This window comes from Desulfobacter sp., from assembly GCA_028768525.1.
In the GTDB taxonomy this organism is placed as follows: domain Bacteria; phylum Desulfobacterota; class Desulfobacteria; order Desulfobacterales; family Desulfobacteraceae; genus Desulfobacter.
The window spans coordinates 5,825,323-5,846,902 of sequence record CP054837.1; the positions used below are offsets into that span (position 1 = coordinate 5,825,323).

The following is a 21,580-nucleotide window of genomic DNA, read 5'->3' on the forward strand; positions in this document are numbered from 1 at the left end:
CCACTGTTTTCCTCCGACTCCTGTTTAAAATAGTATCAGCTGTTCTCTTCTTCATCTTCTTCAAATCCCACCACTTCAACGTCCACCCACCTGGGTTCCATGCTGTACCCCTCGGGCGTTTCCTCATTCATCCGGTCCTGGCTGGATGCCAATGCGCTGGACTCTTCGTCCAGCATGGCTGCATCAGCCAGTCCGCTTCCCCCTGAAAGACCGGACACATTTGCAGACGATTCCGATGGTTTGGTAAACCCAAAGCTGTTTCCGCTGGCTTCAATATTCTGGGCGTTTATGACCTGATCTGCAATCAAGGTGACATTCTGTCCAGCAATTCCTGCCTCCCCGGCATCAATAATGCCGGAAGGGGCGATGATATACAGGTCCCCCGCGCGCTCGATATCGGTGGCGGTGGCCCTGATGCCGCTGCCCACCGCAGGGGCGATGTACACCCGTTTCTTTACGCCGTTGACCTCAACGGTTTTAAATTTCCCGGATGCAGTGGCCGCCTTGGAGCCCATACCCGCATTGATGTTTCCCTGGTCCGACCAGACCACGATATCCCCGCCGTCAAAGGTCATCACCCTGGATTCGTTCACATTGACATCCCCATAGGTCAGCAGATGGATGCCTCCGCCGGATGTCGTATAAAGCCCGGAAGCATCATCAGTTGCGCTTGTATCCGGGGCGTTTTCCCCCTTGGCCGCCGGGATGGAGGAAACACCGACATCGATTTTGCCTGCGGCAATTGCATAAATATTCCCAGCTCCGCCGCTTGAGTATATTTTCGAATTGATCAGGCTGATGTCTCCGGTACCGGATGCTCCGGACCATAGAGGGGCAATCAAAAATTGTCGGGCATCGGCCAGAATCTGATCGGCAAGGGCCTTGTCCCCGGCCTCTGTACGCTCCCTGATCTTATCCACAACCTGCATGAGCCCGTCCTCCCCCAGGACAAATCCTTCCGGGCCATCCCCGGCAACCTCTGAATTGCCTAAAAACAATTCGCGGATCGTTTCAAGTTCCAGGGGGGCGTCAATTCCCGCGATAACGACCAGGTCATTGACCAGTTCGGTTTCCCCGTCAGATAAAGCGGGATTGTCAAAATCGCCAATGGACTGGATTCCCAAGGACGTGCCCAGGTTGATGGCATTTCCGGCCTGGACAATGGTCCGGCCCGGTCCGCCGACCATGATCCACTTCTCGCTGTAATTTGTTGAATCGCTTTTCTCCGTTGTGAACATGATATCATGTCCGGCGGTAATACTTGTAATATCGGTAGAACGGATATTCTGGCCGGTCACTCTGGTATCAATAATGTCGTTGCCGGCAGTGATGGTGGCCGCCCTGGGCAGGGACAGAATAATATTACTGATATCGTTACCGGCAGATACCACCGACGGCAGGTAGTCCTGTTCCCGGTCAATGGGATTGCCGTGGAGGGCGGCGACATTAAACACATCAATGGCCTTGTTTGCATCGTGATTGCCGTAGATATCGTCCGGATGCATGTTATACAGATAAATTCCGTTTTGACTCGTACCCTGGGACCTGATATCCCGACCGGCATAAAGGGTAATCTGGCCGGTTTCGGTGCTCATCTGACCCGACGCTATGGGCGGCAGGTAAAAGGTACTGCCCAGAACGATATCTGAACCGGCGTTTATGTATAGACTGGGCGGCAGTACATGGACCCGTTCCCGAACGTCCACGCTGGCGTCCAGTTCCAGGCCGTCGTCCAGATTACCGGTGAGGGTGACAGACCCTGTTCTGGCCGAAAGTGAAAGGGAGGCCGTCTGGCTGTATTGGAGGTCCCACTTGTTTTCAGCCCCGTAATAGTCCCCGGTGATGGTCGGATTTACCGCCGACCCGAGTTTTAGATCTCCCTGGGCCGTTACCTGAACCTGGGAATCAAAGACTTCGATCACCTGGCCGGTACTGCCTTCCATCATTCCGAAATTATCCATGGTAGACAGTTCCAGGGTGCCCTCCTTATTGAGAAAGCGCCCGTCTATCTCGCCCTGGGCCGCCACGGTGAGGCTGCCGGCACCAAAGGTGCCGGCAGCAGCAAAAAATGCACCTGCGGTGTTGATATTGACATTTCCCCCGCCCATGGCGGCAATGCCCTGGGTCGCAGACAGGTTATTGAAATTAGCCGACCATATTCCTTCGGTGATTCCGGCCGAAATAACTGGAAAATCGGCGCCGGGAGCCGTATCGTTGCTGAAATCGGCCTGTCCGGAATGATCATCCCAGGCCCCATCCGTAATCTGTGAGATAAAAGATCCCCCGTAGACGGATTGTACCTTAATGTCGCCCCTGGCGTTTACATCTATATTTCCACCGTTGTGAAATCCCTGGGGGACCAGTGTCTGCCGCTTTTCTGCAAAAATGTTATTATAGAAATCCTCCCCAAATATTAATACCCAGAAGGGGTTCAGATTCCCGTTATCGGCAAGCTCAGGTTCGTCTTCGGCAGTAATCGGCCGTCCCGTGGTGCGGATGCTGCCGGTGTAATAATCCCCGCTGATTTTGGTACGCACCAGCTTCACTCCGCCATTGATATTCAGTTCAATATCTCCTGTGGCGGTCTGGACCACCCCCCCGTCAAGGACAAGATCCTCTCCGGTATATCCCCTTATTTCTCCGGAATAGGACCCAAGATTATAATTCATATTAAAATAGGTCATATAATCTTTGGCTGTTTCGGCATTGGCTTCAATGTTGCCTATGGTGGTCGTCCCGCCCGATGCAAAATGGATATTTCCGCTTTCCGTATAGACAAGCACCTTGTCCCCAAGACTTAAATGACCTGTGCCGGTGTCCACGGCAAAGATGTCTGAACTGGAAAGGGTTGATCCGGCCGCCAGGCTGATGGTGGTGCTCTGTGCAACAAGCGGCAGATCCCAAAGGTCTGTCGGGTGATCCACGATATCGCCGTTGATGGATAGATCTCCTCCTGCCCTGAATGTCACGGCGCCGGCTGTTTTACCGGCGCCAAAACGCCAGCCGGTCATATCCATGCCCGAAAGGGCTAAATCTCCCTGAGTCTGATATTCCATCCCCGGGATAATAGATATGGCGTTCACCGATCCTCCGGTTGCAGCCATGAATCCATTGGCCTTGGATTTCCAGTCTGAAAAATTCAGATTATCATGGAACATCACCCCTTCAGCCACCACAGACGATGCGCCGGTGAATAAAGCATCCGGCACCAGGTTGATGCCGTCATTGCCGTCATTTCTGGACACCCTCAGGTAAATGCTGCCGCCGGTTCCATCACTTGTGGAAACGTCAAACACCGCCCCGCCTAAATCCATGGACCCGCCCTGTTTTGTGGCGTTGCCCAATATGATTTTCCCGCCCGGACTGTCTTGAGCCAAACCTTGGGCCACAAGCCGTGTATTTTCTGATAATGTCAGGTCATTCCCGGCGTACAGTTCGATCCTGCCGTTGCCTGTATCCCGGGAGGCATCAATTTGGGCATCCACGCTCAGACTGCCCTGGTCCAGGGACAGCCGGAACTCGTGGGCGGCGACATTATCAGCCAGAAAGGCATCCCCGCTGCGCACCCTCAGGTCAATCTGCCCGGCGCGGTTGTCTGCTCCTGCCATGTTCAGGTTGCCCAGCACAGAGGAGATGTCAGTGACCGCAGCTCCGTTCTGTTCCAGTGAGCCTGCATCCAACCAGAACGATCCCCCGGTTCCATTTGAAGCCGTTCCCAATACTTTTCCTCCGCCGGAGAAGCTTCCCTGGGCGGCGTTGATCCACACCAATCCCCCGTCAGCTCCTGCAGGGTCTGCAGAGACATCGGTCACTGAGCCTGACGCCAGTTTGACATTGCCGTTATCCGCCTCGTAGTAGACGATGCCGCCATCATAGTAGATACCGTCGGCCTCACTTCCGTTTGCCGAGACCTGAGCGCCGTACATCATAAAGACACCGTCATCGGGGCCGTTTCCGGTGGCGCGGAATGAAATAACCCCTGAAGGGAGATCAACGGTCCCTGAATTTTCAATACGTCCGCCGACAAATGAGAGTTTGCCTCCGATATTGTTTAAACCGGCAGCCGCAGCACCGCTGCCGGTGATGGTAATGTTTCCGATACCGGCATCCACTTTGAAATCCAGGGCATCGTATTTCAGGCTGTTCCCATCCGCATGGCTGATATAGGTGCCTGTCACCCTGGCCGCGGATATGTTGAGGTCGGTATTCGAGGTGCTGAAAACGCCCTGGGTCGTTTCAATATCCCCTTCGGTTTCAACCCTTGCCTGGCCTCGGAAAACAAGGTTTCCCCGGGCATTCAGGTCTACGGACTGATAATTGCTCAGCTGAATATTTCCCTGGCCGATCAGGATCTCATCGGCCAGAGCGGTAAATTTGCCTGCAGGGTCGATGCCGCCGGGATTCCATCCGGCCGTATCGGTTCCGGAATTTACCAGGGCAATCTGCCCGGCTGTAATTGCCGTTGTCCCTGTCAGACCCACTACCTCGGGGCTGTCAAGTACAATTGATGATGTTGCAGCCAATTCGATATGTCCTTTAAAACCGATCAGAGAGCGGCCCGTGAGACTGACAGAATTCATATCCTTGAAGCCGGACCAGAACCCTTGGTCAAGAACCAGCCCGTCCAGGGATTGTGTTCCGGCACTGCCCTCTGAAAGATATAGCCGGTCAGATGCCACAGCCAGGTGTTGGGTTTCAATTTCGCCGGCCACGGCCATGGTCTGGGTATCAATGGAAACCATGCGGTCTGACCGGATATGCGCCCCCTGGGCCAGGTTAATTTCTCCGCCGGCAGAGGTCAGCCTGATCAGGGCTGAATCGCCGTAGCCTTCAATTGCTGCGTTTTCACCTATTTCAATATTGCCTTGGGCCAATAGGCTGAGTTGTGTGCCGGATAACAGGCTGCCCGCCTCAAGTTCAATTTTCCCGTCTTCCTGTTCAGATACAATGGTGAGCTCACGCAGCCCGGCATCTGAAAATTGTGTTGCGTCCAGATACAGTGTGCCGGAAAGATCTGCCAGCTCCGGATCGTCCTGCAGACGGGTCGAGAAGGTAAACGATTTCCCCAGGTCCGCCTGGCGTTTTCCGATAATTACATGGTTGCCGGCCAGTGTCAGGGCGCCAGCCAGATAATCGCCAGGCAATGCCTGTGCCCGTATCTGGCTGTTGAGTATATTGGTTTGCGAACCGTTTACAGCGGCACTTCCCGCATGGCCGGTTTCAAGGGCGGCTGTAACAAACTGGCCTTCAGACCGGACATCGGTGGCATATCGGAGCGTGTAAAGCCCGGCATCGGTGCTGACCCGGCCCGAATTTTTGTCCCCCATAAATCCCACCGCAATTTCATACCCCTCGTTACTCTCCGCCAGTATGGTTCCCGGATCAATGCCATCCTGGAATTCAATCACCACGGCACCGTCCATGAAGGCATAAGATTCAGGCAGCAGGGTGTATAATCCTTGGGGAACCAGGCCGTTCTCAGTCAGGTAAATGGCTTCCCCGGGAAGATTTCCGGCCCCACCGGGCAGGATCACATACCGTTTGGCGTCGCTCAATGGATTTTTAGAGCCTTTTGTACTGCCCTGGAATGTATAACCGAATATGCCTCCGCCGCCGCTGATGTCGATCACCGATGCTTTTTGACCGATCACTTCGTATCCCCGGATGTCAATGACCGTTTCCGGATAGGTTTCAATCAGCGTATCTGCTGTGGCGCTGCCGCTTGATGTGTCAAACCCGTACCATTCCAGGTTTGAGGCATCAATACTGCCGTAGTTGACCAGGGTTTGTCCTGCAACTGTCAGGACGGATTGGTCATCCAGATACACCCTGCCTTTATCCGTATCTGCAATCAGGTAAATCCGGCCCAGCGGCGCAGCAAGGTATCCCTTGTGATCAATGTTTTCAGCCTCAAGGGTCAGTGTCCCAAGGGCAGAATAAATGGGATCGGTCCGTGTGACCCCGGAGGGAAGCACGGTGATGGTATCCACTGCCTTTAATTTAAACGCAGAGGGTGTACCGTACGCCGGATCCATCACAGGATAAATTCTTGCCGCCGTCAGGGTCAGGGCATCGGCGCCTGACAGTTTCCCCGACCAGACACTTCGGGCAGTACCATCCCAGTCTTCATCACCGGACCGTGTTCGATACAATTTATCAGCCAGCCGAATATCTTCCCGGGCACTTAAATTCACATTTCTGAAACCGGCCAAAGCAATATCGCCGGTGATATCAATAGAATCGGCGTTGATGGCCAGGGCTGCGGTGCCGGTTTCAATATTTCCCGGCCGGTAGGTGTTGCTGTTTTCCAATTGAATCCAAGGGGCGGCAATGGTGATCCGGGCATTCGGGCTGCCGTATATTACAGGGCTGTCAATGCGGATTCCCCGTCCCATGTTAATCGTCTGGGGGCCAGAAAAGGAAAGCCCCCCCCCGGAACGTATATACAAGTTATCAAATCCGTTTGCTTCTATGCCGGGAATCAGGCCGGCAGGCAGGCCATACACCGCATTATCATTGTTGTTGTATATATTAAATTCCCCGCCCCTGAGCCGGTCCATCCCTTTATTCCCTATGAAGCGTCCCTGGATGGTTGAAAGCCCGTTTTCATCCACGGCATTCTTGAATGCCAGGGTAATACTTCCCGGCTCTGATGCTCCGGTATAGACGGATTCTATTCTATGGTCATCGGAAACAAGATAGAGGGTATTGGTATCACTTCCGGATACATCCGCCACTGCCCCTTCCTGGATTTCAAGTGACCCGTCAGAGGAAAAGGTGATATCGCCGCCGTCTTTAATGTCCCACAAGACAATCTGGTTCCTGATTCTGGACCCGGTATCAACAATGTAGCCATTGGCATAAAACCGGGCGTCCCTGTTGATTGTTAATTCAGGGCTGACCAGTCCGCTGCCTGAGTTGGCCTCAATGGCAATCCGGCCGCCCGGTGCCTGGAACAGGCCTGATACATCCACCTTATACCCGCTGACAGTGATGTCGCCGCCCCGGGCAACGCTGACCGAGGCCCCCTTGCCGATGGTTAGTTTATCGTCGGGTGTATCCTCCTCTGTCTGAGCGGCTGTATTTGAACCGGTAATATCCAGGACGATATCGCTTCGATCCGCTGCCTTAAGGGTGACGGATGAGCCGCCGACATCATCCCTTTTGGAGCCTGACATATCCACCTTTTTCACAACACCCCTTGTTACCTGCTGCTTGATCAGGGAAGGAGCCAGTGTCGCCCCGGCTTCAACGTCAAGGTCCGTATAGGCGGAAAGCGTAATATGGGTGAAACCCGCACCGTCAAGAAAGTCATCGCCCAGAATCAACTGCTTCTGGTATGCCATGGGATCTTCGTGGGAATAGCCCGCTGCAGTCTCCGGCGCTCGGCCCTTCACCACCGTGGTCTGCCAGGCGTGGAGGTTAATTGTGCCGCCATCTTTTCCCAGCATGGAATATCCGGAAATATCCCCGTCCAGAGCAATGGCCCGTCCGCTGATTGTCAAAGATCCGGCATCCCCGGAATCTGTTAAGGAAAGATCCCTGCCGAGCATGTATCCGCCGCTGACATCCAGGGCGGCTCCGTCCCTGACCACCACCCCTTCACCATGCATGGACTGGTCGGCAAGGGATATGCTGCCGGCATCCATCTGTCCGTAAATCCGGGGGGGGGAGTGGGTCCAGTAAAGCAGATAATTGTTGATCTGCTCTCCTGCAGTGCTGATGCTGCTGTCCGCAGCCAGTTCAATCCGTTCCGGATCATCCAGGACCGTATCCTCCGACGAAGTGTTGCTGATGATTGTTAAGCTCACATCACCGCCCGGCAGACGGATATCCCCCTGGTGGAAAATCCGTCTGGCAGTGAAATTCAGATACCCGTCAGAACCGGGGACAAGGGAAATCTCCGTATCGGCTTCGGTGATTATGGCGGTGGTCGCACCCAAACTGACCCGCCCCAGTCCTGATCCGCTCAGCAGATCGTCGGACAGCCATGTTTCCCCGTTTCTATTCGCTGGAAACAGCGGGTTCTCAGGGTCAATGGCTGTGCCGAATCCAGGGGTGGCATCCTTAATGACGATCATGTTCACCAATGGGTCAATATCCTCATAGCTCACCCCGTTCAGATCTCCGTGGACGCTTAGGGCGCCGGCCTGGGGAATAACATTCCCCATGGAGTGAAGATAGCCCAGGTCATCGTAATCGACGCTGCTCAAGACCTGGTACCTGCCCCGGGTCGACCCGGCTGACAGGTTTCCCTCAAAGGCAACACGTTTTGCTTCTATGTTGAGTTTTCCGGCATCGGAACCCTCTTTAAACCCGTCGACATAGTCCCAGTTATCGTCGCTAAAGGAATCAGATACATTGATGGCTTTTTCATATTCAAGGTAATCCGGTGCATCTGAGATGTCATACAGGTCCGTATCATACATCAGCTTGGTGGTCCGGACAGAACCGCTCAGGTACTCAACACCGCCGCCGGAAATATCGATACTAGCATTCTTATCAACAATAACATCCCCGTGACCTGCCAACAGGGATATGAGGCCTCCGGCACCGCTGTATTCCTTGGCCGACAGCACCCGGTTCAGGAGATGCTCACTCACATTGCCGATGCTCACCCCTTCATTGAGCAGAAAGTAAACGGTTTCACCCTTGAGGATGCCGTTTTTTTGAAGGAATTCGTCCCTGAGTTCAAGGCTGTTTAACTGCACCGAATACACCAGGTCCTCGGCCTCTTTTGTGATCCATGACCCACTGACGTCTATGCTTGAACCGGGGGCAAGGTAGATACTTCCACCGTCCCCGGCATCAACCGTTACCTCTCCACCGGGAGAAACAATACCTCCGGAATGGGATATGATGATGGGATCATCCTGATCTTCGGGTGTTGTTATCTCAAGCTCCCGGCCGAGGAAGGGGGAGTCAATAACAAATTCATCATCCAGTTCCTCCACACCCGAGTCAATCACACTGTCCGGTCCGGTGATGATCTTGCCGGTTTCATTTGCATCTGTATCAGAGGCAGCCACCAGGCGGATTGAACTGCCCTGCCGTAAGGTTGACAGGGCTCGGATCACGCCTTCGTGGCGGACGATCTGCCCGTAGATACCGACGGTTCCCACATCGGCGTAAATATTGCCTGTATTTGTCACATTGCCGGCATAATCCGGGTTCGGCGTACTATCCAGATCGTTATCTCGAACAAAGGCAAATGAACTGCCGGCGGACAGGGTCACATTGCCGCCTTCGGATGATATGGTGCCGCTGTTTTCCACGTTACCGCCCAACAGCAGAATCCTTCCCCCGTTTCTGGAAGTGATGGTGCCCTGGTTGACAACGGGCCCGGGTGTGGTTCCGTCTTCCGCTTTAAAGGACCAGGCGCCCACAGGCTCCCCCACGTTATTCTCCCCCAGTGTATCGTAGAAGTCCTGGACTGCCAGGGAACTTGCCACCAGAGAGTTAAGGTCTGTACGTGAGTTTTTTCCAAATACGATCCCGTTGGGATTGACAAGATAGAGACTCCCTGTTGCCGTCATCTGACCGAGGATCTGGCTGGGGCTGCTTTGGGCAGTTATTTTGTTCAGTGCGGTGCCGCTTTCCGGCTGTTTGAAATGGATATGCGCATCAGTGCCCACGTCAAAGGAATCCCATTTAATCACCACCCTGTCTGCGGACTGGGTAATCTGGGCATAATGATTTGCCTGGTTTTCAGTATAGTTCCATGCGCCGCCATTGTTGGCAATCTGGCTGGCCGGGTCATTCAAAACAGGCAGCTGTCCCGAACCCACCGCGGGAAGGTTGGTGGCGGCTGACCGTGAGCCAAAAGACTTTGCCCCGGTCCATGTCGGCAGGATTACCAAATGGGTGCATAAAAATAGTATAATCAGCCTGCTGATTTTATGGTGTACTATATATTTCATCTGTCCCGTCCTTTTCTTGTGGCACCTGGGTTAAAACCGATATGCAATTTTGAAATAAAACTGGTGATCGCCGGAATCCGTATCGTCGGTGTCCTCCAGGGCCATGCCCCAGTCCAGTTTATATTCCAGGCAGCCCTTGGAAACGGCACCCTGCAGCCCCAGTCCGATACCATGAATAAAACCGTGGGGCATGTCATCCTCCGACGCTTCCCTTTTTGAAAGCCAGGCCAAGTCATAAAATGCATAGGGCACCAGGGGCATCTTCTTGAGCAGGCTCGGGGTGAATAGTTCCAGGGTGCCATGGAGTGCGTTATCCGAAAGTATTTCAGCTTCCTTATACCCTCTGACGCTGTTAACGCCGCCGGCGGCAAACTGTTCATTGTTGACCAGGGGCTGGTCTGCAAGCTGGCCATCGATTTTGGTAAATAGTGAGAAACCTTTGGGCAGCTGCTGTCTTCGTTCCACACCTGCCGTTATATACACATAATTGCCCGTCGCCCCGGTTCGTTTACGTTCAAATTCATCCATGTCGTTAAAAAGAATTTCTCTTAACAGCAGATTGACGCCGGCACTGAACTGAGTGGTCCCTGTTTTACCGTACAACGAGGACGCATATCCAAAAGTCAACGGCATGTACTCAATGGGAACAGTACTATCCAGGGTGGTCTCTTTAAAATCCTTCCAGTCCATCCCAAGTGTCAGATTATGGCTGTAGACCGGTGTCCCACCCAGAGGAATCATATACCTCAGGCCGGCAATCTGGCCCTTGCCGATGACATTTATTCCTTCCCCGCTGGCAGTATCGCTGTTGGAGTTCACATAGTAACCGATCAGCATGTGGTTACGACGCCACGGTGCAGGCATGGCGTAAGATCCGGAAAACAGACGTACTTCCTGGGTATCTTCAGGAGAGGTCTGGAACTGCGCATTGATAGAGTGGTCTTTCTGCCAGAGATTGTCATAGCGGATGGCACCGTTCAGTCTGAAATCCGTGGTGGAATGGGTCGAGCGGTTGTTAAGCTCCAAACTGCCATGCAGCGGAAGTTCATCTTTGACCTTCAGTTCGACATCTATGGTTCCCAGTTCCCTGCCGGGAATCAATACCAACTCTGCAAAAATGCCAGCCTTGCCGTTCAGCCGACCCAGATCCTCCCTGACCTTGGGCAGATATAATACCTTACCCGGCCGGATGCTTGGCAGTTCATCCTTGATTTTTTCCATGGTGTAATACTTATTTCCTGATATCAGCACCCGTTTTATCCGGCTTTCAATCACCTCTAAACGGATCACCCCGTTATCCACGGTCTGCTCAGGTATGTTGACCAGCACAGTTGGAAACCCTTCGCCGTGGTATGCGCGTTCCAGGGCGTCCCTTGCCTGCTCAACATCCTGGGCAGCCTTGCCGTCTCCGGTAAACTCCTCCAACGCCGAGATCATGGTCTCCCTTTCCAGCAAGGTGTTTCCTTCAATGGCAAAGGAGTAAATTACAAACCTTGCCTCCCCGGGCTCTGAACAACGCCCCTGGAAGGGTAATGAAATAATTAGCACCAGGCATATTGCCAGGACGCACACTGCAGATTTCAAACCGGCCACTTTGTTTTGTTCCATTAGAGTTTCAGAATTCATTAAGAGTCAGCGTCAACAGGTCCCGCATTCATGATCTGTTCAAGAATGCCTAGCATGGATTGTGCATTTTTAAACCCTTCAAATTTTTTATATATCTTCCCTTTATAGTCCGTGATGACCACCATGGGAAAACCGGTTTGGTCGTATAGTTCTTTCAGGCTCCGGTCTTCGTCGGAATTGGCCTTTACAAAGACAAACCTGTCTTTGAGCATTCCGATTCTTGGATCATTAAATGTCTGGTTTAAAAGCTTTTTGCACCAGGTGCACCAATCTGCATACAACACCAGGACTTTGTTCTTCCTGTCTGCCAATGCTGTATCAACACCCTTGTCATGGTCATCAATCCAGGTAATATGTGCATCTTGATACAAAGACGGTTTTATGATCTCCATGACCTCCAGATCTACCTGGATGGCCTTGCCGGTCAGGGGGGGATTGAAGTCTACGATAAAGCTGTCAGCATTTTTGGAAATGATCCGCCCCTTTTTTTGACCGGCGCTGAAAGGAGCACCGATGACGGGGGCCAGTGTGAGGGTAATTATCTTTGAATCCACGGTCACCGTCGTTATGCCGATGTCCGATTTCTCCTTATAATTATTTCGGGCAAAATTTTCTATGCGGACGGTCCCGTCCTGAACGCCGGTCACCCGGGAATCAAAATAGGGATTCAACTTCACACGCTCTCCGATGGAGGCGCGTTTTCCAAACCGGTTTTCATAGGCTTTGGCATCAAGGTCCATGACCACGGGAAACGTGCGTACAGAATGAAATTCTAGAAGCTCATCTTCTTTATACGCTCCAAAGGCATCTTCCGCAGGAATGGTTACCGGCTTTTTTCCCAGGCCCATATTCAAAATAGCCTTTCCCAGGCCGGGGATTCTTGACGGCTCTCCTGCAATAAGGGTTTCTACAACTCTGCCCGCCCCATCGGTCCGTGCATCCGCCTGTGGCGGTATTTCCCTTCCGTCTTCCATCCGGGCCAGGTAGGCGATCCTGACCAGGTCCATGGTCTGAACTTTCTCCGGGTCTTCGTCCAAATATACATCTACAGTGGTTCTTCCCTCCCGCCTGGCCTCATCAATGGCCGCCTGGACTTTTTTAAATACTTCAGCCTTTTGCTTTTCATGGTCTGTTTGGTTCTGCCGGGCCTGGGGGGCTACAGCGGTTTGGGCTCCGCCATTGGCACCGGTTGATACCGGTTCCGGATTCATGTCCACACTCTTGCATGCGCACAAAAAAATAAGGATACAGCAAACAGCCACCATGCCCATGCATTGCATTTTTCTTCGTATATTTGATTGCATTATCGGACCCTTTCCTTTACCACCACATCGCATGCCAGGGTCTTGCCTGCAAAGGGATGGGCGAAATCTGCAACAATCTTTTCATCGGTAATTCTGGACACCTGTCCGAGCAGGCCGCCGCTTCTGACAGGCAGGCCGATTTTAGTTTCTATGGTCATGACAATATCGTCACCATCTTCTGAGAAAAAGGATTCTCCAACCGTATGGGGCTGCCTCAAGCCTTCCGCGTTGATCATCCTGTAAGAGACCGTGTCTCCCTCTATTCCGTATATCTTTGCAAAGTCATGGCCTGTGTGGTCAGTGAGTACAGTGCCGGTTTTTAACGCCCGGCCTCTGAGAAAGGGATAAATTTTCTCTTTTTCCGCGGTCCTGTTACGGGGAGACCTTTCAACCTTGTTAAAATTTAAATACCGCTGGCTCTGCTGAAGGTTTGGCGGGATGTCCGCCTCAAGGTTTATTGCATAGGATTTTCCGGTCTGCTTGCCCACGATGATTTTGGACAGCCTGTTCAGGACGGCATCGGCAAAAAATTCAATTTCATTGGGAGGGGTTTCAGCCACAGGATGTCCGGCCACCATGGGCACCGGTGCAAAAGCGCGATTGACAATGAAGATACGGGCTTTTTTTTCTGCTGCATTGTCTGCCACCGCCGGGTCCGTTGTGTCAAATATCCCGTATCCTGGCGCCCTGCAAGTATAATTCACCAAAACGGTATCCCCCTGCTGTATGGTTTTGCCAACTGCGGTTTCCGTTCCGGCAACTGTCACTGCCAGTGCAACCAGGATACCGGTTGCCAGTCCAAGACAGCGGGTTTTCCAACGGTGTTTTCCCAACAACATTTTTCTATTCGTCAGTCCCATCTATTCCCATCCCGATATTTTCTGAAGATAAGATCTTTCAGCTTTATATTACGAAACCATTAACAGCATATTAAAACTGTATTTGCATCATGAGGTTTACATTATAAGCAAGCGGGTCTGCCTGCGCAGACCCGCTTGCTTTGAGATGCCGAACCAATCACACAATGCCCGGCATATTCTTCAAGTTAATTCCTGGCTTATTTTTTAACAGGCCAGGCAAAGTCATCGGCCTTTTTCCATTCCATTGCCGCATTGGAGGACCAGTAGGGCTGTTTGGAATCGGGAATCAGGGTGTTGTCAGCAGTGAAAGCAACCAGATCGTCAATGAGGTCTTTAGCAGTATCCGCATTTTTGTAGTAAAGGTACTGGGCTGCCCAGAATTCATACTTACCGTTACGGATGTTGTCTGCAGTACCTTCCTGACCATTGTAGGTCATCTGGTCTACGTTGTAACAGGAACTGGTGGGGTCAGTGGAGGGTTCTTTACACTTGTCGTAGTCTGCGTAACCGACAGCTCCGTCGAATTCTCTTACGCATCTCACCAGGTCGGAAGAACCGTCGTTGAAAAAGATCTTGATGTTGCCATTGTTATTGTACTCGCTGATTGCGTTGGATACTTCCTGGTAGTAGTTTGTAGTGTTGTACCCTTTCCCCACGAACCAGGCACCGTCAAACGCTTCCTGTTTTACCAGGGGAACACCGCGCATGATGGCTGCGTCCAGGGTGGCATGGGTGCCGGAACCGGCATGGCGTAGGCAGACAACCATGGGCAGATCCACGGGGCGTACGCCGCCGTCTGCCTCAGGCAGGTACTTGCCGTCCCCATCAATGGGATCAGTAAACTGGCCCCAGTTGTTTACAGTGCCGGAGTAGATGGAGGTGGCCATGAGGCGGGTCATGTTGTTGAATGCGGTGTTGTTCACATTGTTAAAGAAACCGAAGGGCACAACGATGGGCTGGGCCGCAGTATACAGATTGGGTTCATCTTCGGGATCGCCCAGGTTTACGCCGTACTGGATGTTGCGTTCAATATAATCGCCTCCCAGGGGGCCTTCTTTCATCCCTTTGGAGCTCTGCTGAAACGTTCTGGCGGATACGTCAGAGGCGCCCACGGTTACAGGCAGACAGGTTACGCTGGCGACGTCGTCATCTTCAGCGGTGGCGCCATAGGCCTTCCAGTCATTGCCGGCAACGCCGGCCTGGAGTCTTTCGCCTGTAGCGCAGCCCTGGTCGGATGTGGGAACCAGGGAGGGGTCCACATCGCCGAGAATGGAGCGGACACCGTCATAGGAAGCCTTGGAGGTGTAACGGACGATCAGGGAATTGCCGGCAACACCGTTGTGGGTAAACCCTGCGCCGGTCATTCCATCAATGGCATCGCCGCCGGAACCCACACATACGGAGATACCGGTGTCCCGGTCAACCCCGGCCACTTTACCTTTTGCGGACTTGGCGGTGTAGATATTACCTTCAGCGCACCCCTGTGATTTTAAGAATTCGGGAGCCGCATCGTTCCAGAATTTGTACTGTGCAGATGCGCCGTAGATGTTAATCTGGTAAGTCTGAGCCTGGGCGGCGGTGGCCATCATGGTCAGCGCAGCGCCACCGATAACGGCTCCTTTAATAATGTTCTTAAGCATTTTTGTTTCTCCTATTTTTTGATTTTCCTGATTGTTTAACGTTTTAGAGTACAACTTAAGCGGCTCTTCTTCTGCTCAGGCCGACAAAGGACAGGAGACCGGAAATCAGAAGCAGCACGGAACCCGGTACGGGAACAACCGCAGGAGCGGCTTCCATGGAGATGGTGCCTATGGTGCCGTCATTGGTGAAGGTAAATTTTGCCAGATAATCTTGGGGGGCGGTGAAAATATCCTGGCCGCCGCCAACATAACGGGTATATTCGTACAGGTACATATCGGTGGAGTCATTTGCGTTAAGAGAGATTTCACCTGCAGAGCTGTCATTGAGCCCACTATAGAAACCAGCGGTACCCTGGTTCATCAAAGCGTTGTATGAGGTGTTGGCGTTATTCACACCAGTGGAAACAGGGGCAGCATTATGATAACCGTAAATACCTGCAGCATTATTGGCAAAATTGGTCATGATAGAGGGGTTGGTGCTGGAATCGGGATAACCTGCCTGGGATTTGCCCATATAAAAGATAGAATTATCGACAGTATCAAAAATCGTCAGGTCAAATACAGAATCTTTACCGGCGGCAAACATGCCCACATTCAGGCTACTCCATTCGGCTCCGTTAAACTCATTGATGTTAAAGCTCACACCAAGATCTCTGCTGGTACCATAATCAAAGGTGGACGCGTTCCCCAAGTTGATGGCCATCTCAACACCTCCGTCGGTGGTGTCATAGACAACCGCATAAAGATCTGCATCTGCAATGCTTACTGCAGCAAAGGCGGAACTGCTGAACGTCACAGCCATGAATGCTGCAACAAGGGTTAAAAGAACTTTCTTCATTTGCTTTTCTTCTCCTCAGTTAATTTTTTAGTGACTGCAATTTAAAACAAGTGTGTTTCATGAACATGCTGCAAAAATTAATGAGGCGGCCCGGCTGTCTCGATTCGCTAAAGGTTTTTGGATTTTGGGCGTATTTAATTTGGGTTGCCCTGCTCATCCCTCTTTTGTTCAGCGAGACCCATGGCTTTCCGGCCCCCGGTCGCCCGGGGTGTGGCTTTTCTTAGGAACGATGCAGTTATATCCCTGATTTATTAGTCGGTTATTACTCGGAAATTAAGATTGAAGCAGGATTCATTTTGATTGATTATTCAGTGTGTTACCGTGTTTTCTTTTTTTAATAGAGATTTTTTTTCATAGATTTAGGAAAAGTATATCCCTGTTTGAGGGGAAAATACCTTGGCTTGACTTAAAATTTTTTCACTTTGTGTGATAATTATGAAGATTTAGTTTCGTGGCGTAAGAATTCATCTGATTTAGGCGAAAATGGCAGTAATTATTTTTGCTAACACCATCCTAATTTGACCTTTCCCGTCGGCTCCTTTAGATAAATGGTGACGTGAATCACTAGTCGGGAGGGACACCCCATGAAGACAAAGCCATCCAAACCAACGATGACAATATGGCCCCTGTTTTGTGCGGCGGGCTGCCTGATTGCTTCATTGTATATATGCGGCTGTTCCCCGGAGCAGACCGCCGAAGCCGGGCAGGTGGTGGCCAAAATCAATAAGTACAAGTTGACCCAGGGGGAGTATCAGGCCAAGCTGGCCCGGGAACTGGAGTATGACCGGGAGTATAAATGTACAGCAGCGGCCAGGAAGGACTTTCTGGACCGGCTCATTCGCCAGGAGGTGCTCATCCAGGAGGCGGTGAACCGGAACCTGGATAAGGCGCCCGAGTTTATGGCGGCCATTGAGAAATACTGGGAAGCCACCCTTATCAAGAACCTCATGGCGGCAAAGATGGAGGAGATCCGCCAGACGACCCTGGTCAGCGAGGGGGAAATTAAAGCCCGGTATCAGGAATTGAAGACCGGCAAAGAAAATATGCCGCCCCTGAACCGGGTTGAAAAAAAGATCGCGGATATTCTCAAAGAGGAAAAACAGACAGCAGAAATGGAGCAGTGGGTCTCACGGCTGAAAAAAGAGGCGAAAATCAAGGTGTTTGAGAAACGCCTTTAACCCGAATACGATGAGGACGGTAACGTGGCTGAGGCAGTTGGGAAGCAGGGTCTGTACAAACGGCGCACCTATTTTATAAAGAAAGAATTCCAGACGGGCTTTATTCTTAAATTCTGCCTGGTCCTTCTGGCCGGTATTCTCCTGTCAACGGCCCTGCTGCTGGCCTTATCACAGGATACCCTGACCTCCTCCTATGCTAATTCCCGGCTCGAGATCAGGAGTACGGGACAGGCCATCATGCCCTCGGTGATCCTGACCAACCTGATCACTTTGGGGCTGATTTCCCTGGGCGCCGTGGTCGTCATGGTTTATTTTTCCCACAGGATAGCCGGCCCATTGTTCCGGTTTGAAAAAGACCTCATGCGGGTGGCCGCCGGCGATCTAAGCGTGAATATCAATTTGAGGAAAAAGGACCAGCTCACCGATCTCTCCTCGGCACTGAACCATATGGTCCTGTCCATGCATCAAAAGGTATCCCGCGTTGATGAGCGGTTGGGGGAAATAGAGGCGGCTGTTGAAAAGGGGGGAAAGGCCGGCAGGGAAATTTCCCTTTTGAGGGCGGAAATCAGAGAGCTGTTTCATCTGGACCAATAAATTGTCCCTGCCCGTGCGGTTTCTTTCAAGACTGATACTGGTCGCTGCTGTTTTTCTGGCTATGGGAACCGGGCCGCAGCGGTCGGCATGGGCGGGCACAGGATTGGCGCTCAGCCCATGGAAAATCATTATTACCCGGTTTACGCTTATCAAATATAAATCCAGGGAAGACCTTGAGCGGTTTCACACCAGCGTTAAATTCGGCCCGGTGAAATGGAACCGGCCCCTGGCCCTTGAAACCATTACCGGCCAGCAGCTTGAAGAGATGGTCCGGGAGAAGGTGGATGCCGTCTTTGAGCGCGCGGCGGAAATCCTGGACATGAAAAAGCGGTTTGCGCCGGTGAATGTCAACCTCCACAGTGGCACCGCCTCGCTGAAGCGGGCCTATGAACGGATCTATTCCGGGGAATGCCGTCTCAGGGCCTGGTACCGTTTCAAGACCAATACGGTCTACCTCAATGTCCGGGATCTCCACGAGGGTATACTGGCCCATGAACTGGCCCATTCCATCATCGACCACTACCTGGCCGTGAGACCTCCCTCCCAGACCGCAGAGATCCTGGCCCGCTATGTGGACAGCCACCTGGCGCGTGGATTTATCAGCAATTAATCCATGATCTTTTATGAAGTCCGCTTCCCAGGTGTGCCCCCCCTATAAGAGTTTGAGGTTCCAATTCCACAGCCCGGGCCGGTTTTTTATTTTGACACCCTTGGGGATTCTTTCGTTCAAATTCACGAACATGGCGTATCCGGCCTGGGCCAGTTCTTCCTTTTTTGCGGAAAGGTCCAGCATCCAGGTCGGGTAGGTATAATAGGTGTTATTGGATTTGGAGGTCCAGGCCCCTTCGCCCTTGGGACTGAAAAAAGGTTTGCCCAGGTCAAGGGCAGGGGAAACAATCCGGGAGACGGCCAGGGGCCAGTTGGCCCGGACCACTATTCCCAAAGGAAGGGAGGCGGCCCGGGGCAGTTCAAGGAAATTTTCTTTATCCAGTTCCGGGCTGACAACGGCGCCGGCAAAGCCCAGTGATTTTAGGAATCCAATTGTTCTGGCGTTGGTGATATTGCAGAAGGGGCCGGCCCAGAGGTTCAGGCTGCCCGGATTTCTGAACATCTCAATCTGCCAGGGGGCGTTGAGGACAAAGTTCCTTGCGCCTTTCCTGACGGCTGCGGCCACATAGCGGCGGCAAAGTTCCTCTTCTTCGGGGAATAGCAGGGGATCCAGCCAGAGCCAGGTCCGGCCGGCGGGCTTGATGCCGTACCCCCCGGCGGAGATCCACAGGCCCGTATCCCTGTACCCTTTGCCCGGACGGGTCCTGCCCCGGAATACTTCCATCTCAAAGGGGGGGCGTTTTTTCCGGGAGCGGCCCCCTGTGGGTTTGGCCGCAGGGCTGTACGGGGCGTTCTTTTTTTTATCCGTTACCGGACGTACGCTGACCGGTTCAATGGCGGCAAGTTCTGTGTCAAGGTCCTTGATCACGGCGTCCAGTTCGCTGCCCCGCCGGTCGATCATAAATACAGGCGTCCCTTTCCTTATTCTGCCCTTTGCCTTTTTGGAGAGGAAGAATTTGCCTTTCTTGGGTACGGCACGGGTCACCCGCTGGATATCGTGGAAATTGTCATCTTCGTAACCAATCCTCAGCAGGTCTCCGGTGAAAAGCTCCTCCCGACTGTTAATATATGGCTCTGCCGGATTTTTTACCCGGCCCAGAAAAAGACCGGATCCGGTTTCCGACCCGTGGTCCAGGGGATTCATCACCCGGTGGGAAAGCAGGTTGTAATGGCTGAATTCCCGGCCCATTGCATAATCCAGCCAGGAAAGGGCTTCTTTTTTTCGTTTGGGATCGTCCCTGAGAATGCGGTAGGCCTTTACCGTGTAATAAACATAGTGGGGACTTTTTTTGCGGCCCTCTATTTTCCAGGTGGTGACTTCCGGGATTTCACGCAGCACCTTGGCAAGGACATCGACGGAAAAATCCATACAGGAGAAATGGCGCTGCTTCTGGTTTTTTTGTTCGTACATCCGGCGGCAGGGCTGGACGCACCGCCCCCGCAGCGCGCTTTTTCCGCCGAACCAGGAGGACCAGTAACATCTGCCTGAAACCGAATAGCAAAGGGCGCCGTGGATAAATACTTCGAGATCCATACCCCCAGGAACAGCACTGGCCATGGCCCTGATTTCGTCGAGGTTGAATTCCCGGGGAAGCACCACCCGTGAGAATCCGGCTTTGGCGGCCGCCCCAAGTCCCTCGGGGTGGGTGCAGTTGCCCAGGGTGGAAAGGTGGAATTCCCCTTCATAGCCTGCCTGCTGTGCCAGCCGGACTACGGCCGGGTCCTGGATGATCAGGGCATCCACATCGGCAAAGTTAGCCAGTTTGGCCAGTATCCGTCTGGTTTTGTCAATTTCGGATTCCTTGATAATGGAATTCATGGCGACATAAACCTTCACCCCTTTTGAATGGGCCAGCCGGGTGAGGCGGCCCAGTTCTTCAACGGAAAAATTGTCCGCCTCCATCCGGGCTGAGAATATTTTCAATCCGCAATAAACGGCATCTGCGCCTGCGGCAATGGCGGCCAGAAATGAGTTTTTGTCACCGGCCGGGGCCAGGATCATCGGGGTAAAATCTGTATGGGATATCATATGTCTGCTTATGGGTTGGGATTAAATTATAGATCTCGCTTGCAAGTTTAGTGGGTATTATAATAATGATACCCGTAAAAGCAATAGCGGATAATGAAACCCTGTGTTCGACCGGGAATCCTTCAATCTCCCATTGCCGGATTCGGGTTCGGGCATAAGTTAGAAATTAATCAACCAACCAATGGAAAAATCGATGTTTGTACAGAATGATAAACAAGGGTTTACGGAACCGGTGCCGGGTATCAGGATGAAGACCCTGGTCTACGGGGAAAACACACTGATGACCCGGTTTGAACTGGCCCGGGGGGCAGAACTTCCGGTCCACTCCCATCCCCAGGAGCAGACCGGGTTTCTGGTTTCCGGCAGAATCATTCTCCATATCGGCGACCGGACCTTTGAGGCGGGACCGGGGGACAGCTGGTGTATCGGCGGCGGTGTGGAACACCGGGCGCAGATTCTGGAAGACAGCGTCGCCCTGGAGGTGTTTTCACCGGTGAGGGAGGACTATCTGCCTTAGAATCGGGGCTGAAAATTTAAGGGTTGCAGACCTTGCAGGGTTTATACCCCTGGTCCAGGGCCGCTTCCCGGGTGGCGAATTCGGCTGTGCATTTTTTCCCCTGGGCAAACTTACAGTCAATGCTGTGGAATACCAGGGTTTCGGCATTACCTTTGAACTGCGGCGCGGCAGGCGGGGCAGCCCCGGGTGCATCCTTTTCAGGAGCGGTTCCGGATGGGGCTGTGGCATCGGACGTCATCGGGATGTCCGGATCGGGTTCGGGCATTATATCTTTTTTGGCTTCCTGAACGTCGGTAAAACCCAGATAAAAGGCCAGTGCTCCGCCCAGTATCAGGAGAGCGGGCAGGGCACCTGCCATAACGCCCAAAAAAGAAAAGAAAAATTGAGATATACCTGCCACCCCGATGAGGGCAGCCAGACCGCCAATGATAATTTTTTTCATTTAATTACCCCTTTCTCGTGTGA

At 52.6% G+C, this 21,580-nt stretch carries 12 protein-coding genes and 1 riboswitch; of the genes, 4 read left to right on the forward strand and 8 right to left on the reverse strand.

The window, feature by feature from the left end; all coding sequences use genetic code 11:
* Positions 1–35: 35 nt before the first annotated feature.
* The 6 genes from HUN04_25735 to HUN04_25760 form a co-directional block, all read right to left on the reverse strand.
* The gene (locus HUN04_25735; GenBank protein WDP92942.1) at positions 36–9,920 is read right to left on the reverse strand and encodes a filamentous hemagglutinin family protein; all 9,885 of its coding nucleotides are present in this window, start codon (positions 9,918–9,920) and stop codon (positions 36–38) included.
* Positions 9,921–9,950: 30 nt separating this feature from the next.
* Positions 9,951–11,528 carry a ShlB/FhaC/HecB family hemolysin secretion/activation protein gene (locus tag HUN04_25740; GenBank protein WDP92943.1) on the reverse strand — a complete coding sequence of 526 codons (1,578 nt, stop codon included), beginning with the start codon at positions 11,526–11,528 and terminating at the stop codon, positions 9,951–9,953.
* A gap of 17 nt (positions 11,529–11,545) precedes the next feature.
* Positions 11,546–12,757: a thioredoxin family protein gene (locus HUN04_25745; GenBank protein WDP92944.1), complete on the reverse strand. Its 1,212-nt coding sequence runs from the start codon at positions 12,755–12,757 to the stop codon at positions 11,546–11,548.
* A 92-nt stretch (positions 12,758–12,849) separates the two neighbouring features.
* On the reverse strand, positions 12,850–13,710 hold the full coding sequence (locus HUN04_25750) for a hypothetical protein (GenBank protein WDP92945.1): 861 nt from the start codon (positions 13,708–13,710) through the stop codon (positions 12,850–12,852).
* 197 nt (positions 13,711–13,907) lie between these two features.
* Complete coding sequence (locus HUN04_25755) at positions 13,908–15,350, reverse strand: substrate-binding domain-containing protein (protein ID WDP92946.1); 1,443 nt, start codon at positions 15,348–15,350, stop codon at positions 13,908–13,910.
* A gap of 55 nt (positions 15,351–15,405) precedes the next feature.
* Positions 15,406–16,188 (reverse strand): hypothetical protein, encoded by a 783-nt coding sequence (locus tag HUN04_25760; protein WDP92947.1) that lies wholly within the window; start codon positions 16,186–16,188, stop codon positions 15,406–15,408.
* 81 nt (positions 16,189–16,269) lie between these two features.
* Positions 16,270–16,413: riboswitch (cyclic di-GMP riboswitch) on the reverse strand.
* Between the two features lie 359 nt (positions 16,414–16,772).
* On the opposite strand from HUN04_25760, the gene HUN04_25765 reads away from it, so the two are divergent.
* The 3 genes from HUN04_25765 to HUN04_25775 are packed head-to-tail and all read left to right on the forward strand — an operon-like array spanning position 16,773 to position 18,570.
* On the forward strand, positions 16,773–17,366 hold the full coding sequence (locus HUN04_25765) for a SurA N-terminal domain-containing protein (GenBank protein ID WDP92948.1): 594 nt from the start codon (positions 16,773–16,775) through the stop codon (positions 17,364–17,366).
* Positions 17,367–17,390: 24 nt separating this feature from the next.
* The gene (locus HUN04_25770; protein ID WDP92949.1) at positions 17,391–17,960 is read left to right on the forward strand and encodes a methyl-accepting chemotaxis protein; all 570 of its coding nucleotides are present in this window, start codon (positions 17,391–17,393) and stop codon (positions 17,958–17,960) included.
* Between the two features lies 1 nt (position 17,961).
* Positions 17,962–18,570 carry a hypothetical protein gene (locus HUN04_25775; GenBank protein WDP92950.1) on the forward strand — a complete coding sequence of 203 codons (609 nt, stop codon included), beginning with the start codon at positions 17,962–17,964 and terminating at the stop codon, positions 18,568–18,570.
* Between the two features lie 42 nt (positions 18,571–18,612).
* Here the strand turns inward: HUN04_25775 and HUN04_25780 are convergent, their stop codons facing one another.
* Positions 18,613–20,598 carry a U32 family peptidase gene (locus tag HUN04_25780; GenBank protein WDP92951.1) on the reverse strand — a complete coding sequence of 662 codons (1,986 nt, stop codon included), beginning with the start codon at positions 20,596–20,598 and terminating at the stop codon, positions 18,613–18,615.
* 193 nt (positions 20,599–20,791) lie between these two features.
* Between HUN04_25780 and HUN04_25785 the strand changes: the two genes are divergently transcribed.
* Positions 20,792–21,115, forward strand: a complete 324-nt coding sequence (locus HUN04_25785) for a cupin domain-containing protein (protein ID WDP92952.1) — start codon at positions 20,792–20,794, stop codon at positions 21,113–21,115.
* Positions 21,116–21,131: 16 nt separating this feature from the next.
* Here the strand turns inward: HUN04_25785 and HUN04_25790 are convergent, their stop codons facing one another.
* Positions 21,132–21,557, reverse strand: coding sequence for a hypothetical protein (locus HUN04_25790; protein WDP92953.1), 426 nt, complete (start codon positions 21,555–21,557; stop codon positions 21,132–21,134).
* Positions 21,558–21,580: the final 23 nt, after the last annotated feature.